We start from the raw sequence: 17,047 nt of genomic DNA, 5'->3' as shown, positions 1-17,047 counted from the left end.
CAGGGCTACAAAGTAGCCCTGTTTTACTTAGTGATGACCACAGAATGGATCGTAGTGGATATCCATTTTTTGAGGTACATACTCGATGTCTGCCCAAATCTCTATGTCATATAGAGCGCCGGTTAGCATACGTAGTTTTCCTCTTTCATCGCAAACAAGTGTTGCTTCGTCAGTTTCTTCCTCGTCTAGATTAAATCGTGCTGCAGTATTTTCGTCAACTGGTTGATTCTGATCGAATGGTCCGTTTTCTGTTGGTTGTTCAACATAAAATTCGTATTTTTCACGAATAGGAAGCGGTTCACTAATTGCACATTTAAATGTGCCTTCAGGATACTCAACTTGAAATTGTAGACGTTGTCCAGCGACAATAGTCGCGCGGCGATCGAAAATTTCTTGAGAAGTAACAGTTTGTGCCAGAGAATATTTAGGACCTTCTTCTTCTTCTGCTTCACGATAACTACGAGGTTTGCGTTTTGCTGGTACTTCTTCTTCGCTTTCTACCTCTTCATCTTCTGATTCATCTGTTGATTCATCTTCTGCAAAATCATCCTCTAAACCAATTTCTTCTTGATCTCCATCTTCTTCATCACCAACAGGCATATATTCGTCTTCATCGCCAGCAGGCATGTATTCTTCTTCGTCTTCAAATGTTTCTTCTTCGATGTCTTCCTGAATTTCTTCTTGAGGTTCTTCATCTTGAATTGTATTGTTTTCAACAGAAAAAGAGCCATCACTTGTGATAAGTTCTGGGTATTCACCACCGTTTTCTGCATCAACAAAATTATCCGATTTGATTGTTTTAAGGCCTTTTGGTAAGAAAAATGCTCTTACAAAAAGTTCTGCATCAGCCTCAAAGCCAACAAGATACTCTTCGCGGAATTTACGGAAGTCATCAAAACCATATTCTTTTGCAACTAATTCAGCGTTTATCAAACCTAAATACTGAGGTTCTGCACCTTCAAAGTCAATACGGTATATCCAGAATTTTTCCTGAACCGGACGTAAATGATTGATTGATGTGCGCGCCACAGGTCGACGATCTGTGAAAGAACGTAAGTTGAGTTCATGACCTTGGTCAAAAATCGTTACCATCGCTACAAGTGAATCATACGCTAGACGGCAAGATAAATATGTAAAGAGATTTTCAATCACTAGCTCAATCTGATCATAACCATCGCGTAACATCTCTCTCGTTTTAGGATTCCACGGATCAATACGTACAGATTCGAGGTATCGACCAATACAAGCTCCTAGTGCCACAGATGTTTTCGCAGAGTCGCGATCAAAACGAACATTTGCTGGGTCATAATCAAAAACGCCATCGCTTTCGCGAAATACATCCATTGCAACTTCTTGAATGGCCTTCATATTACAAGACTGTCCAGAAAGAATTAAGCGGTCAATACGATCGCGATGATCTTGCGTTAAAAGACGTGCTTTAGATAAACTTACCGCTAAACTTAAGGATTGCTTAATTGGATCTTTCGCGATGAGAGTCATTTCTTCTTGGGTAACACTTAGACGTAAATCATCTTGTTGTACCATTCCAGAGTCCGTTAACCATGGATGTGCTGTTTGCACTAGATTAAAGAGTTGCCCACTATCTATCTCTGTTTCTTCAGGCCAGTCCATAGCTAGACCGCTACCAGAATCAGTAACAACAGGTGTACCAAGAGTTTTCTTGAGTTCTTCTGTTGTTTCCCACAGAGTAAAAAAGTTAGGTATTCTACTTGAATCGTTTGCAAAGCGAGTAGGTACAAGTGGATCAATAATCGTTTCATTTAAGTGGTTGTAAGTACGCATTTGCTGCATCGGCTGCAATGTCCACTCTAATAGTGCTCCACGACGATAATGTGTTGGAGCTTCGTCATCAGCACCTTCTTCAACAAGTTGATCTGAGAGGTTGAGAAGTAGTTGACTAAGTTCACTATCCATTGGTGGTTCAATATTTTTCTCAGTAATTATACTAAGTAAACAATCGGCAAGTTTTGCTTTAATGAGGCGGAATAACCATAAAGTAATAAGGTCTCCACCAATATAACGGTGACCTGTTGTTCCTAACAATCGTGGTGTAATGCGGAAATAGCGCCCACCGTTCCCTCTGTCTTCACCTTCTTCGAAAATAGGTAACTCTTCATATAGAAGTTGAATCAAAGCTATGTCAGTTGTACCACCACCAAGGTCATATAGTAATATATTTTGATAAGAACGTCCATTTGGATCTTTGCGACAGCGAGCCATTAACCCATTCATACCACAAACAGGGTCAGAACCTACTTCGCGCCAAATGTAGTAAATCGCAGCAGCAGTCGCTTCATCAAAACGTGTATCAATTTCTTTGATGTTTAAATCGGTTAGAATTTCTTTCAAACTACGGCGTAGAGATGCGGGATAAGATGTTGGAAATGTTGCGACTAATGAACAAGGCCAGTCGGCATCTTGAAATTGCCCGTTTTCCGAACGTCGATGTATATCACCTACTGCACGAGTTAGTAATTCTCGGTAAGCTAAACGACAAAGCGTATCCGCAGGAAACTGAATAGGAGTAGTGTTGTCAGCAGGAACAACTTCGATTACCTCGTCGCGACCGAAGTAGCGCTTAATGGATATTACAAATTGACGTATGTCTGCTCCACCACTTGCTGCGCTACGCAATAAAAGTCCTACCCTTGCCCCCATGTCGATTTTCGTTTCTTCCATGAGTAAGTTTAAATCTTCAGTGCTTGGTGCAGAAACAACTTGTAAAGCACTTGGGATAGGACCTGGTCCAGCGTTCTCATCCAACTCTAAAACGAAATATCTTTGAGACTCTAAACTCTTTGAGTCAATAACGGATTCGAAACCGAGCATAACCTCTGGTGCGATTTCTTTTAGTATTTTTGCATTTGTACCTTCTTGTGAAAAATTTGACAAACGACAAATAGTTTCGCGAAGTATCTGTTCGCGAATGCCATCATCAATTTTAACCAAAGAACGGCGAATTTCGTCTTCAGGTGTTCCGCATGTTGGTAAGTCTGCATTAGGAACTATACGCGTTAAATTTTCAACGAACAAATCGGTATCTGTAGTTTCAATTTTTGATAGGTGTGTTGACAACCAAGTATCAACCCACTCACACAGAGACTCCCATTGTTCTGTGCTTAGTTGACCTCTTACCTCTTCTGCAGCAAATCTTGGATCACGAACAACAATCGCGGAGTTAGTTGTTCCATAGTCAATAGCGACTAGACCACTGTAGAGACCTGCTTCGGAACGTTCCTCTTCTTTTACTTCTTCTTCCTCTTCGTCTTCATTTTCGTCTGTATCTTCTAGACCATCTTCTGTTTCATCATCTTGTTCATAAGAAGAATCTGTATCTTCGTAACTTTCTTCTTGGCCTTCTTCATCGTCAAAGGTAACGTCTCCTGGATCTTCTGAGTGATCTCGCTCAATAACAAGAACAAGCTCTTGCTGACATTTAAATTCAGCTTGCTCACTATCAGCGGTTGCAGATTTCACCAATTTAACTAGAATAGGTACTTTTACAGATTCTTCGTCTGGAAGTAATGACTCATCTGTAAGTTGTCTAGTTGGTACCTTAATAGCTGCTCTACCATTATCAGACTCGACACTAAAATTAGAAATATCAAGTACATCAATCAGAATTTTGCGAACTTTATTTTTCACATCTGGAGATGCGCTATCAAGTCTCGCAGGAAAAGCATACTTTAAGGTCATTTCGTTTTGCTCGACCTCCCCTTCAAATCCCTCTAAGAAATAAGTGAGATCTCCTTGAGGATCTGTAGGATTGAGCATTACATTTTTTTGATCAGGGTAGAATCTTAAATCAGGCATGATTTATGGCCCTCTAGCTATATTCTTTATAAATGTAAGTTTAGGAAAATGTATTTATTTTATCTATCATCTCTTTTTTTCGCAAGAATAATTTAGGGATGTAAAATAAAACATTCTAATTACGATTACTATTTCCGCGAAATGCTAGAAATAAAATTGTAGTTGTTTAAGCTATTGCGTATTAAAGGAAGTAGTTCTCCATCAAGGAGCACTTCAGTAAAGAATTCTTGAAAACTTTCTTCGGCAATCGCAATAACTCCAAATATTTTTTCACGCAACGTCTTTAATATTTGAATTTGCAATCGAATTACTAACGATAGGTTCCAAAAACAATCTTTTTGAGGATTGTATGGAAAACGTACACTGACAATAGAGTGGAGTTCTTTTTCTATTTTAAGCAACACTTCATTAGTAATATTTTCTTGTAAGCGTGTGGGATGCCATATATCAAAAAAAGGTAAAGCTTCTGGATTTTCCTCTAACTTGTCAATGTTTAAGTGACTACGAAACTCTTTGCAAGCATTTGCATATGGCTCGTGATTTTCAAAACGTTCTAAACTAGCAATAATCGCTTCGCGAATCATGTCTTTTAAATACGATTGTATTTGAACAACCGTTTCCATAATTTTTTCATCGAAATATTTGAACTTTTTTGGTATTTGCACTGTATCTTCATCATGGTCTTCTTCTTTATCTTCTTTTGGTGGTTGTAATACCTGTTGCCATTCATCCCAACTAGCAATAAAAGAAGCTAGGTGCTTTTCTATTACTTGCCATAAAGGTAGTTCGCAATCGTTACGAATAATTTTCAAGGTAGTGTAATCGCTTTTTTGCCCTGGAAAATTATCGACTATAGCTATTTCTATTGCTTTGTAAAAGTTTTGGGTAATTTTTAACAAAGCGTCGTTTTCAGAGATACGATTTGTTGTAAAATCACTGCTCACGTTAGCTCCTTTAATTGGTTTTCAAGTAATACGAAGTGTAGTTTTTTAACCACAAGAATTGCTGATTTGCGCCATTAACTCGATTTATAACAGCCATCATTTTTTTTTGCAAGGCATTAGGGTTCTTATTTTCACTTATTTGGCCATAATAAACAGATAACCATTTTTGATGCCAGATGAGAGAGGCTTTGCTTCTTTTGAAAAGATATTGTGCTACTTGTTTATTTACAATCCATTTTTCTAGTTTTTTCACGCTTGTAAGTATACGCGAAGTATTATCTCGTAAAGACCAACATATACTAACAAATCGGCGATTTCCTTTTGCGGTTTTGAATTGTTGTGCCATAAAAATATTCTGGGGGACAACTACATTTTGTAAAGAGTAACCATAATCCGCAACTTTTTCTAATAAAAAAAAGTGTATAATCTTATAAGCAACAATTACTTTAGTAGGCAAAGAATTAATAAATGTAAGTATTTCTTGAAAAAATACTAAAGCGTGCAAGTAACTTCCCTGTTGAAAATTTTTACCTGGAGGTTTGTTTCTTATAAGATCAAACGCTATTTGATGCCACTGAAAGCGCTGTATTTTTAATAGGAATTTCAGACATTGATTCCATATAAAATCAGCTTGCTTTTGATGCTCACTTAAAACAAGTTTACTTGCATGCAACATAAAATAACTGTGAACAAAAAACTCAAGCGCATTACTACGTACTTCTTGCTGCTGAATCTTCTTCTGTGCAAAATAATACGCTTGAAGATAAAGATCCTTATCCCCTGCACCTTTAGGCACAACTTTTACTGCTCTTAACAAAATGCTTTCAAACATGTCATTTTTACGTTCGATATAAATTCTCATTAATAACTTTAAATACTTCATCGGAAACTTTGTATTGACTAACAGGTTTTCGCTAATAGGAAAAATTTCATCTAGGCTCACAAATATCTTTTGCCAACTTCCTTCCTCTTTTGTCAAATAGGGAGTAACTCGCATAGTCGAAGCTATACGTACAGGAATAATTTCAAATTGATTTCTCAATTTATTTTGTTGAAGTGAATTCATTTTTGGAAAGTTTTTTACATAAAGCGTTATTGCTTTTGTCAATGAATCACTTAAAATAACCAACTTTTTTATATGCGTTACATTATCACTGCTTTGAACTTGGCGTGACAATCGATGTAAGTTTTTGTCTATATCTTTAGTCGATAAGATTTTTTCGTTTTTCTGCGATTTGGTAGTTTGTTCTATTTTTTCAGGCGAAGAACTCTCTATTTCTGTAGACAAAGAGTTATTTGTTTGCGTAAAAAAAAGTAAAAAACAGACAATGCAGCCTGTAAATATTAGCGTAAAGTGGACTACTTTTTTTAAAGGAAAACTTGCTCTTTTTTGATTTACAATCGCTTCGCTATTTTGGTAGCGCTCTATATCTTCAACAAAATCTTTAACACTACTATAACGACGATTGCGCCGAAAAGCCATCGCTTTGGAACAAATAAAGTAAAGATCTTTATCCATATTTTTACTATCAAGCAATAGATTCATTGATTTCGCGTACAATATCTCAACTAAACTTCCATCAAAGGGCGTTGCATTTGTAATCATTTCATATAAAATAACTCCAAGGGAATATATATCCGTGCGATTATCTACATTTTGCGCTCGTATTTGTTCTGGGGACATATACTTTGGTGTGCCCATTACTACGCCAGTTGCAGTCAATTTGTCCTTTTCCTTCTGGTTGACATCTTTTACTAGTCCAAAGTCCATCAGACAGGGCTCTTCGTTTTCGCGTATCATAATATTCATTGGTTTTATATCACGATGAATTAGATTTTTAGAGTGAGAGTAACCAAGTGCCAAAGTTATTTTTTTTAACATCGTAAGTCGCGTAGATAACGATGGATTTTTTTCTATCCACTTGTCTAAAGTTTCCCCGACAACGTACTCCATAGCGATAAAGTAGATGTTATTGATTTTGCAAAAATCATACACTTCAATAATGTGATTATGATCTAAATCCTTACTGGAGAACGCTTCACGTTGGAACCTTTGAACAGTTATTTCTCCCATACCAGGCTTTAAAGTTTTAATTGCACATTGCTGTTTACTTGGAATGTGTATAGCTTTGTATACCATTCCCATACCACCTCGCCCTATTTGCTCTTGAATTAAATAGTTCCCTAAGACACACCGCTGATTATTTTTGAGTAAATTGTCTATATAATACGCCATTTCTCACCTAAATTAATTTGGACTTTTGAAGTTTTTAATAACAATTGGCAGCTCTGGTAATTTCAATCACCAATTAATCGCTTTGGTTACTAGCTAGTAATCAACCTTTAAAATTAAACCACAGAGAACGTAAAAAAGTAAAAATTAATAAGCAAACTTCGTGCATTAATGCAAAATAATTGACATATTCTTAGCTTGTTTAATGATCTCTATGGCTTATTTTCTATACTTTTATCACTATCTTAGGCAATCACTTATCTTTCAACTTAGTCGTAGCTTCTTCTAACCAAGTATAATTCTCGTCCAATATTTCGCGCGCAAGGCTATATCTAGCGGCATCATCATTACCCCATAACGCCTTAAAATTACTTTTAATACGTTGCTTAGCTTCGTTGCAAAAAGCATCGGCTAATTTTTCCGCGTTTTTATTGCCTTGTTTTTGTGCATAAACAATAGTTGCACTCATTGCAAAAAGTTCGGATCCCATTTCTACAATGCGAAACAAGAAGGCTTGTTTTTTTTCTAATTTCGCTTGGTGAATCATCATACCATGAAAGATAGAGCGCGCTAGTTTACGTGTAGTGCGTTCAACATAGCGCATGTGTTTTGCTAATTTTCCAAATCTAGAATATTTAGGCCACAGTGACCATCCTAGCCAGCGAGTAGGGTACCACCAAGCGTAAAACATCCCAATTTTTGGCAGTGCAAAAATTTTATTGAGTATACTAACCTTTTTATCAATAAAAGATCCAGCCACAGAAAGGTGTTTATCTACAGCTTCTCGTGCAATAAAAAGGCGCATAATTTCACTTGAGCCTTCAAAAACCAAATTGATACGATAATCGCGCATCATTCTTTCTACTGGCCATGGAGATTCTTTACGCGCAGCTAAGGATTCTGTTGTCTCATAACCTCTACCACCGCGAATTTGCATAGTATCATCGACTATACGCCATCCCATTTCCGTATTATACATTTTGGCTACAGAGCTTTCTAAGCGTACATCATAACCATGTTCCATCATGTATGTTGATACTTTACTAACAGCTTCCATTGCAAATGTATTTGCAGCCATAGAAGCAATTTTATGTCCAATGACTTCGTGCTGTCCAATAGGCTGTCCCCATTGAAATCGTTCTTTACCCCAGCGACGAGAAATTTTTAAACAACTTTTCGCTGTACCCGTACAAATAGCAGGTATCGACAGTCGACCTGTATTCAAAGTAATGAGGGCTAGTTTAAGACCAGAGCCCTTTTTCCATAACAGATTTTCTTTAGGCACTTTAACATCTTTGAAACTAATAACTCCGTTTTCAATACCTCTAAGCCCCATAAATTGACAACGATGTTCAATTTTGACACCTTCCCAATCCATTTCAACAACAAAGGCACTCAGAGATTTGTCTTTATGACGTGCCATAACTACAATATAATCGGCAATCGTACCATTAGTACACCACAGTTTTTCGCCATTTAAAGTATAACCATCTTCTGTTTCTTCTACTGTTGTTTGTAGATTTGCAGGATCAGACCCCACATACGACTCAGTAAGAGCAAAGGCTGTAACTTTACCCTTAGCAATTTGCGGTAAATATTTTTCTTTTTGCTCTTTTGTTCCAAAAAGTTGTAGAGGTTGCGGAACTCCTATTGATTGGTGTGCAGACAACAAGGCCCCTAAACTACTGTCTTGGCTACCCACAAGTTCTAAAATCGCGTTGTACTCTGTTTGGGTAAAACCTAGACCACCATATTCTTTTTTTATTTTCATTCCGAATGCGCCCAACTCCGCAAGTTTTTCGAGTATTTCTTGCGGTACCTTGGCATCGCGATCTATGGCATCTGAATCTATTTTGTCTTCCAACAAAGAGCGCATTTCATCGTAAAATTTACTATATTCAGCCCGAGGCTCTTTTATTTCGTCTAGCGCTTCCTCTAGTAAGCTTAAACGCAGTTTACCTAAAAAAATTTCACGAAGAAATGTACCTTTAGTCCATTTTTTTTCGCGCGCAGCTTCCGCTACATTTCGCGCTTCTTCCTCGGAAGCTAAGTTTTGTTTTTTTTCATTATCTATAACTTTATTCATACAAGATCCTTTTATTTACTCAAAAAATAACGACTTTTTACAAATCTTTGTTCTGCAATGTCGATATTTAAGTTTTGTATAATATGAAATATTTTAGGGAATAGCGAGGCACTTTGAGAACTGTGTTCTGTAAAAAGAAAGTAACAAAGCTAGGCATAATGTTTTAATTAATGACACGCCTTACTCTCTAAAAGAGCCAAATTATAAGGACGATAAATGTCGACTTTCCCAATATACCACAAAAAATTTTCTTTATTTAACAAAAAAAACCCAACCTTTTTTGCTCTAGCGACACATATAAAGGATAACATGTTTTAAAACTATCATAAGTGACCTCATAAAAATGTTTAAAGGCGGCTATTTTGCAAGAAAACGAAATATATGACAATATCTATCGTATGGCTTTTTTAATGCTCGGCAATTACCATGACGCATGGGATTTAACCCAGGAAGTATTTTATGCTCTAGAGAAAAAGCGTAAAAAATGGGAAGCAGCTGAAAATAAGTGGGCATGGGCATGCGGCGTTTTTCATCGCCAGCGTAAGAAATTTTTTCGTAAACGAAAACAACGTTCCGTTGTTTCTCTCGTTGAAAACAGTCATAGTGAAGCGCCTGAATATCAAATAATTATCCGAGAGCAATTACATAAAACATTTGAGGCAATCAAAACATTAAATGTAGATCAAAAAGAGGCTTTATTGCTTTTTTCTTTAGAAAAATTGTCAATTAAGGAAATTGCTGTATTACAAAATGCATCGGTTGGTACTGTGAAGTGGCGTATTTTTGAAGCACGCCGTAAAATTAGTGGTCTAGTATTGGAAAAATAATGTCTGAGATATGCAAAAAATTTCGTGCACAAATTGCAACAATTCTCATCGAGCCTGATGAAGAAACAGTTGAGTTTTGGAAACCACATTTACAAAAATGTGTAAAATGTAGGGTATTTTTAGATCAATCAAAAGAAGAACAAGAGACAGGACAAAACCTAACAAATAATCTTTTAAGTTACGTTCCTTCACCACCTACAATATCAAAAAAAATACCAACGTTTTATGCAGTAGCAGCAAGCGCGTTATTATGCTTTATCGCGATATACATATTTACTTTATATAAAAATGTCAAATTTCCGCAAAAAATAGAAGCGCTCATATACGAAGAAATAGGTAACGTTGACAAACTAGCATTTGTCAATCAAAAACTCAACCAATATGGAGAGAGTTTTACTGTTGAAATGAAACAAATAGCTAAAAACATTGATGAGGCGGAACAGTTGTTAGAATCAAAATTTATTCCGTTACTACGAGTACGACTGATTTTTAACTCTCGCGTCTATATTCGCACAACACCCACAAATGTTTTTGCTCGACTACTAAAAGATAATAGTTTGGATAAAGTAAATTTTTTATTTTCGCGTGCTATTAATAATATTGGCACAGATCATAATTCACGTTTAATAATAGCTAAATCTTTTCAAAAGAATGTTCAGTACATGAAAAAGATTAAAGACTTACGCTATCAACTTCTCACAAGTCTTAAACAACAAAAAATTACAATCCAAAATTACGACTCTCTAATCTGGAAATTAGAGCGTCTTTATATAGGGCGACAGCCCACAAACAAGGAGCAATAAAATGAAGAAACTAACTATTCTTTTTATCTTTTTTAGCCTTTCTTATATCGCTGCCGACGAACAAAAGCAATCTCTTTTTGACAAAATAACTGTTCTTAAAGACAAAGTGAAAACCTATTTTGAAGATGCGCCGCGCCTGAGTTTTCGCCAAAGGTTAAAAATAGGTGTTCTTCTAAAAGGGCACCGTAAAGAAATTCGTTCAATGGTAGATGAACTCCGCTCAAATATCATTCGTGTACGTAAAAGTTGTCGCGGTGTTTTGACACATCAACAACTTTTGCAGTCTCTAGAATTCAAAGACCAACTTATTTTGCGTCCAAAAGGCGAAAAAATTGCAATGTTATTACAAAGATTTAGTAAAGAGCATCGTGTAGAATTTTTACAACTTATACACAAAATTTGGAGTGGAGAAACGCAAAATATTTCACAAAACCTAGAGAATTTGCACATATTTGTTATTGAAAATATTATGCCTTATCGCTTCGAGTATTTGCAGTTAACTGTTGACCAACAACAACAAATTAAAGCTATTCTAGAAGAAGAAAAACATCAAATTCAACCGCTGCTTCTTTCTTTATTGACAAAAGCACATAAAATACGTGATAAAGTGAAAAGTAAACTTTCCATTACCCAAATCAACTTTTTTGAAAGCAACCGTCAAAAAGTAGTTCAAGACATATTGCAGTTTGTTGAAAGTTTGTAAAAGATATTTCTCTTCTTACAAAGAATTTAAAAAAGCAACATCTCAGTATATCGTAATAATCACATAAAGCGTTCATGTCGATCATCGAATCAATCGACATGAACGCTTTTACAATTTTTAAGGACACATCATGTTCATTCGTCAAATTTGCATTTTTATTACAATTATCTTTTTAATAAACTGCCAAGCACAGATGAGAAGTTTTGATAAGACAATTCCTATCGATAATACCTTTAGCAAAAACATATACCCAACAAGCGCACAGTTGCAAAATTATCAATTAGCGGCCAAGTTTTCTAAAAAACGTGCGGGTAAAGCTCTTATTGTCATTCAAGGTTACAACATTGTTTTTGAGGAATATCAAAATGGGCATGCTGCTGAAGTTCCACTTCATATTTGGAGTGGCACAAAGGGTTTTACTGGCGCTATGGGAATGTGTGCTGTAAACGATGGTATCATTAGTATTGATGAAAAAATTGCAGACACAATATCCGAGTTCAAAAACGATTCATTAAAAGCTAAAATTACAGTGCGACATTTGATGAATTTTACTAGTGGTTTGAAAAACAACTTTGGCTTAACTAAAGATATGATGAAAGAAAAACAAACAATCAAAGATATATATAAAGCGGCTATAGAATTACCAGCTATTTACGAGCCAGGTAGTCGTTTTGTTTATGGTGGAGTCCACCATCTTGTATTAGGTGCTTTTTTGCGAAAAAAACTGCAACAGAATCCTCTTGCTTACATGGAGAAAAAAATATTTACCCCTATTGGATTTCGCTATTCAGGATGGTACAAAGATTCACAAGGTAATCCAGCTTTACCTTTTGGGTGTTGGACAACAGCGAGAGAATGGGCAAAATTTGGTATTTTAATGCGCGATGACGGCAAATGGAAAAACAAACAAGTTATCCCCAAAGGAATTCTTAAACAATGTACCATCCCCACTCCCGTGATGCCAGTTTTCGGTTTTGGTTTTTGGCTCAACCGCGAAGTTCCTGCTAAATATCGTAAGCATTTAGGCTTTTTCTTTCGAATGCGAACAAACGCTTTGTTTGGTCCAGCGATTTATCCGCGAGGTTCAAAAGACATTTTTGTTGCCGCTGGACATTTAGGAAATCGTTGTTATGTTATCCCATCTAAAAATCTAGTAATCGTACGTCTTGGTAGTAAGAATCACCAAGATTTCGACACTAAATTTCTAAAGCGAATTCTCGACGGAAGAATTTTTTAAGTGACTTAAAAAGTCTACCAAATTCTAAGAGTGTCATTGTCTATTTATGTGCATAATAAAATTTTTTTCTTGACTACTACAAATGTAGCAGTATACTACATATGTAACAACCTACTACATGTGTAACAAGTAACATTTATAATTTTACTCTCTTGTAACAACTCTAGGTGTAAATATGAATAATGAATTACAAAAGCTATCAGATAGCGAGTGGTTAATCATGAAAGCTTGCTGGATATCAGGTAAGTCTACCGCTCGAGATATCTATCAGAAAGTGGTAAAAAAGAAAAAGTGGGAATATACAACGGTAAAAACGATGCTGGATAGATTGGTCAAGAAAGAATATCTTGAATTTGAAAAACTTGGTAATTTGTGCCTTTATACTCCATGTACTTCAAATAAATCTGTAACAGAAAGTGCAATAAAAAACTTTATGAATACAATCTTGGACCATAATTTCATGCCTATTTTTTTGTATTTTGCCAAAGATCGAAAAATTCCCTCCGAAGATTTAGAATCTTTAAAAAAACTAATTGAAGAATACGACCAATAAAATAATGGAGAGTGACTTGATTTTTTATATCTTTGAACACTTATGGTTGACCAGTTGCCAGATTCTTGTTTTTTCTGCATTAGTTTTATTGATTTGCTATTTTTCTAACAAGAATTCAGCAAAATTTAGATATTGGTTATGGTTTGTAATATTACTTCGACTATTTATTCCTGATGTTGCGATTTCTAATAGCATAAACCAAGTTTTTCCAGAAAATTCTTTATCTATTTTTCCAGAAACATTTAGAGCAGACATACAAGAAAAAATCAATGACAATTTAAGTAAAGAAGAAGAAGAAAAGTTTTTATTTTTTTCTGATAAAACTCAGAAAGCTCAGAAATCAAGGGAAAATTCGATAATTTACATTTGGTTGATTATCGTTTTAATCTTAATTACTTTAGTCATTACAAGAGTAATTACCAAAATGAAAGCAATATATTCGTGTTCATTATGCCAGAGAGAAGACCTTAATGAATTACTAAATCATTACTGTCAAAAAATGAGAATAAGTAAACCAATTAGAATTCTGTCAAGTAAAAACCAGTTTGTAGATAGTCCTTGCGTTGTAGGAATTCTATCTCCTCGTATTATATTACCTGACTACATAATTCAAGAGTGGTCCTTAAGTAAATTAACTCCTGTTGTGCTACACGAATTAGCCCATATAAAACGTAAAGATCTGTTAATAGTTTGGTTGCAATCTATAGCTCAGCTAATTTATTTTTTTCATCCATTAGTTTGGTATATCAATCAAAAAATTTCTCAAGAAAGAGAGTTTATTTGTGACGATCTAGCTATTGAATACTTCGATAATCGCTGTAAAGATTACGCTCGAATTTTGATAGAGTTTACGTCTCTACGTCAACGAAAAATATTTTTAACATCTTTAACACTAAGTTTTTCTCAAAAGAAAAGCTTTTTACAAAGGAGAGTAGTGCGTATTATGAATATTGATTATATAGTTTCTAGAAAAATGAACAAAACACATTTTTTATTGTTAGGATTTATAATTTCAAGTATCTGCCTTTTCGCAGATGAAGGGAATTCAGATCTGAAACAAGACAAGAAAGTAAAGGTGCTTGAAGAGCGAGTCAAAAAGCTTGAAGAGCAAGTTACAAGGTATGCTGTCCGTAATCAGAAAATAAGCGAACAACAATTCAAGGCAAAAGAACGTATGCGTCAAGATTTACTTCTGTACTCAGCAGAAAAACTTCAAGAAATTGAAAATCTTTATCAAAAAGCAAATCAGAATCGACGCAATGAACAAGCAAATGGTAACTTGAAACAACTTTTAAAAAAATACACTAAATCCAATCGAGCAGGTTGCGCTATTTTATATCTTGCGCAAATGAGCCAAGGAAAAAAAAGAGAAGAGTATCTTTTAAAAGCTATAGAAAATTACAATGACTGTTACTATGGGGATGGAGTACAAGTAGGTGCTTACGCAAAATATATTCTTGCTCTGTACTATAAAAAAACTTTCGAAAAAAAGAAAGGGGATAGGCTTTTTCGAGATATCAAAAATAAACATCCTTATGCTATTGATCACCACAAACAATTTTTATGCGATTTAATAGAATAATGCTTAGAATTATTAAATTAATGCTATCTTGGGTATTTAAATTACCTGGTCTAGATGGCAAAAATCTCTATTCTAAAATGTGATCGTGTTTTTATTTTTAAAGTCAAGCCAGGGTGCCAAAAATTAGTTTTTGGCACCCTGGCTTGCACATAAAATCTAGTGGATTCAGTAACTACGTCTCCATAGTAAAAGACAACAACTCTAAGATACGGTTACACCTTAATCTTTTTACGAGGTTCCGTTTTCTGAGTTTAGCTGGCTCCAAAACATTACAGTTTTTCCAGATAGTTTCTGCACTCTTGGTAATGTTGAAACGAATCATCGCTTCTCTCTAGCGTTCTTGTAAAGTATTTTTTTGCTTCATCATTTTTGTTCTCACGAACTAAATGTAAAGCGTAGTGGTAATTCACATATGCGCTCTGAGGTAGAAGATGCAATATCTTTTTTAACAGCTGTTTACTCTCTTTATATCGATCTTGTTGATAATATACCCAAGCCAGTGTATCTAAAGCATGAGGTATTTTTAATTCGCTAAATGCTAAATTTGCAAGCTTCTCAGCATAATTTAATTCTAATTTATTGTCAGCAAGTAAAGAAGCTAAATTGTTAGCGATAATGCCCTTGTTTCCTTTATTAGCTTTGTCGACAAGCTTTCTATACATAATCATAGCTTGTTCCGATTTTCCTAGCTGATGGTGTGCAATAGCATGAGTAACTTGTGCTGCGATTAAACCGGGAAACTTTTGCATTAACTCTTTTGATTTTTGGTACACACTTTCCCAATCTTTCATCATTGTGTAAACATTGAGAATTTGCAATTCAAGTTGTTGCTGTTTTTGTTTTTCTCTAACGAGTTTTCGAATACTTTGGTATTTCCGTATAGCCTCTTCAAAATTACGTTGGCGTAGATAGACTCTAGCTAAAGCGAGATGAAAAGTTAAATCAAATGGGTCTATTTCTAAAGCTTGTTTTATAAAAAGTACTGCCTCTTTTTCTCTTCTACGCATCATTGATGTTTGCGACAAGCGTATTAAAATTTTTGCTTTTGTATTGTCATCAATTATTTTCTTTAAAGCCGTTTTGTAGTATTTATCTGCAAGAGGCCATGTATGTTTTTGAACACAAATATCAGCAAGAACTGTATCAAAAAACATACTTTTTGGGAATTTGCGTCTCGCATTTTTCGAAAGAAAGTATGCATAATCAATTTCTTTGTAACCTAGCGCAAAAGCAACTAAACTTTTTGCGTTTTCAACATCCAAATTTCCTTCATATATTTTATCAGCTAGTTTTTTTGCTTCGAAGTTACGCCCTTCTGCAAAGAGTAGATTAACAAGAGCTATTTTGACAGTTCTCTGCGTACTGATTTCGTTAAGCGTTTCAATCGCTGACGATGGATCTTTACGGCGTAAATATATTTTTGCCACTTCCAACGTAGCTTTTCCTGCAATTTGCGAGTCTTTTCCCTTCATAACCTTAAAGAAAAACTCAATTGCTTTTTGGGGATTTTCGCTACTATGTACTAATCCTTGGCAATAGTTATAAAATAAGCTCACTTGCAAAAAATTAGTGATAGACTTACTTACTTGAGCAATGATTTTTTTCGCTTCTTCTTTTTTTCCTTTGCTTGCCTTGTATATTGCTAGGAATATGTGTCCATTTGCTCTTAGAACTGAGTCTTGTGATTTGAGTAAATTTTTAGCATGTTGTTCTAAGTTTACAAAGTCATTTTTTACAAAGAAATGTTTAGCGAGAGTAAAGCTTGCCAAATTATTTTGTAAACTTGCTGCTTTAGTATAACTTTCTAATGCCAAAGACATTTTTCGTTGCTCTAAATATACATTACCTAGCCAATAATGATACTCATTGTTCTCTGCATCTTCTACAAGGAGATCTTGTAAAATAATTTGCGCCTGGCTGTATTTTTTCAAGCTGTATAGCTTTTTCGCAGATGCTAGACTAGTGTCATATTCAACTTTGCCATCATCTCCTTTTAATTCTTTTCGACTACTATAAATGTTTCCTTTTGTTAATTTTTCTAGATTTTCATCAGCTTTCAGCGCAAGATTAGATGAAGGATATTCTTTAATAATCTGTTCAAATATAGAGATCGCTTCATCGGTTTTTCCATCGCGAACTAAGGAACGCGCTTTTAAAAAAAGTTTATTAACTTCGTTGCTTCTGTCACAGCCAATGATCATAACAAAGCACAAAATCGTTATATAAAAATATTTAAACATTTTTC

The 17,047-nt window shown here is 35.1% G+C and carries 11 protein-coding genes; 6 read left to right on the top strand and 5 right to left on the bottom strand.

Annotated features, from left to right (window positions below):
* Positions 1-27 precede the first annotated feature (27 nt).
* From UABHE_RS05675 to UABHE_RS05660, 4 genes are all read right to left on the bottom strand, one after another.
* On the bottom strand, positions 28-3,834 hold the full coding sequence (locus UABHE_RS05675; RefSeq protein ID WP_372369284.1) for a hypothetical protein: 3,807 nt from the start codon (positions 3,832-3,834) through the stop codon (positions 28-30).
* Between the two features lie 128 nt (positions 3,835-3,962).
* Positions 3,963-4,778, bottom strand: a complete 816-nt coding sequence (locus tag UABHE_RS05670) for a hypothetical protein (RefSeq protein ID WP_372369283.1) — start codon at positions 4,776-4,778, stop codon at positions 3,963-3,965.
* A 10-nt stretch (positions 4,779-4,788) separates the two neighbouring features.
* On the bottom strand, positions 4,789-7,014 hold the full coding sequence (locus tag UABHE_RS05665; protein WP_372369282.1) for a serine/threonine-protein kinase: 2,226 nt from the start codon (positions 7,012-7,014) through the stop codon (positions 4,789-4,791).
* A gap of 250 nt (positions 7,015-7,264) precedes the next feature.
* Complete coding sequence (locus UABHE_RS05660; RefSeq protein WP_372369281.1) at positions 7,265-9,097, bottom strand: acyl-CoA dehydrogenase family protein; 1,833 nt, start codon at positions 9,095-9,097, stop codon at positions 7,265-7,267.
* Between the two features lie 362 nt (positions 9,098-9,459).
* Here UABHE_RS05660 and UABHE_RS05655 point away from each other — a divergent pair, with 362 nt between their 5' ends.
* The 6 genes from UABHE_RS05655 (at position 9,460) to UABHE_RS05630 (ending at position 14,802) form a co-directional block, all read left to right on the top strand.
* The gene (locus UABHE_RS05655) at positions 9,460-9,924 is read left to right on the top strand and encodes an RNA polymerase sigma factor (protein ID WP_372369280.1); all 465 of its coding nucleotides are present in this window, start codon (positions 9,460-9,462) and stop codon (positions 9,922-9,924) included.
* Positions 9,924-10,727: a hypothetical protein gene (locus tag UABHE_RS05650; protein WP_372369279.1), complete on the top strand. Its 804-nt coding sequence runs from the start codon at positions 9,924-9,926 to the stop codon at positions 10,725-10,727. The genes UABHE_RS05655 and UABHE_RS05650 overlap by 1 nt, the downstream gene beginning before the upstream one ends.
* 1 nt (position 10,728) lies before the next feature.
* The gene (locus UABHE_RS05645; protein ID WP_372369278.1) at positions 10,729-11,430 is read left to right on the top strand and encodes a hypothetical protein; all 702 of its coding nucleotides are present in this window, start codon (positions 10,729-10,731) and stop codon (positions 11,428-11,430) included.
* A 130-nt stretch (positions 11,431-11,560) separates the two neighbouring features.
* Entirely contained in the window at positions 11,561-12,667 is a 1,107-nt protein-coding gene (locus UABHE_RS05640; RefSeq protein ID WP_372369277.1) for a serine hydrolase domain-containing protein, read from the top strand.
* 175 nt (positions 12,668-12,842) lie between these two features.
* Positions 12,843-13,220: a BlaI/MecI/CopY family transcriptional regulator gene (locus UABHE_RS05635; protein ID WP_372369276.1), complete on the top strand. Its 378-nt coding sequence runs from the start codon at positions 12,843-12,845 to the stop codon at positions 13,218-13,220.
* A gap of 16 nt (positions 13,221-13,236) precedes the next feature.
* Positions 13,237-14,802 (top strand): M56 family metallopeptidase, encoded by a 1,566-nt coding sequence (locus UABHE_RS05630; RefSeq protein ID WP_372369275.1) that lies wholly within the window; start codon positions 13,237-13,239, stop codon positions 14,800-14,802.
* Between the two features lie 269 nt (positions 14,803-15,071).
* Here UABHE_RS05630 and UABHE_RS05625 read toward each other — a convergent pair whose 3' ends face one another.
* Complete coding sequence (locus UABHE_RS05625) at positions 15,072-17,042, bottom strand: tetratricopeptide repeat protein (RefSeq protein WP_372369274.1); 1,971 nt, start codon at positions 17,040-17,042, stop codon at positions 15,072-15,074.
* Positions 17,043-17,047: the final 5 nt, after the last annotated feature.

The sequence above is a fragment of the Candidatus Uabimicrobium helgolandensis genome (assembly GCF_041508025.1).
Taxonomy (GTDB): Bacteria; Planctomycetota; Uabimicrobiia; order Uabimicrobiales; family Uabimicrobiaceae; genus Uabimicrobium; species Uabimicrobium helgolandensis.
Note: the sequence above shows the minus strand (reverse complement) of the source record. Positions and strands in the feature narration are given on the sequence as shown.

Excerpts from the sequence above, each read along its gene's own strand:
- UABHE_RS05660 (WP_372369281.1), bottom strand. The coding sequence starts at position 9,097 with ATGAATAAAGTTATAGATAATGAAAAAAAACAAAACTTAGCTTCCGAG.
- UABHE_RS05665 (WP_372369282.1), bottom strand. The coding sequence starts at position 7,014 with ATGGCGTATTATATAGACAATTTACTCAAAAATAATCAGCGGTGTGTC.
- UABHE_RS05640 (WP_372369277.1), top strand. The coding sequence starts at position 11,561 with ATGTTCATTCGTCAAATTTGCATTTTTATTACAATTATCTTTTTAATA.
- UABHE_RS05625 (WP_372369274.1), bottom strand. The coding sequence starts at position 17,042 with ATGTTTAAATATTTTTATATAACGATTTTGTGCTTTGTTATGATCATT.
- UABHE_RS05650 (WP_372369279.1), top strand. The coding sequence starts at position 9,924 with ATGTCTGAGATATGCAAAAAATTTCGTGCACAAATTGCAACAATTCTC.
- UABHE_RS05645 (WP_372369278.1), top strand. The coding sequence starts at position 10,729 with ATGAAGAAACTAACTATTCTTTTTATCTTTTTTAGCCTTTCTTATATC.
- UABHE_RS05675 (WP_372369284.1), bottom strand. The coding sequence starts at position 3,834 with ATGCCTGATTTAAGATTCTACCCTGATCAAAAAAATGTAATGCTCAAT.
- UABHE_RS05635 (WP_372369276.1), top strand. The coding sequence starts at position 12,843 with ATGAATAATGAATTACAAAAGCTATCAGATAGCGAGTGGTTAATCATG.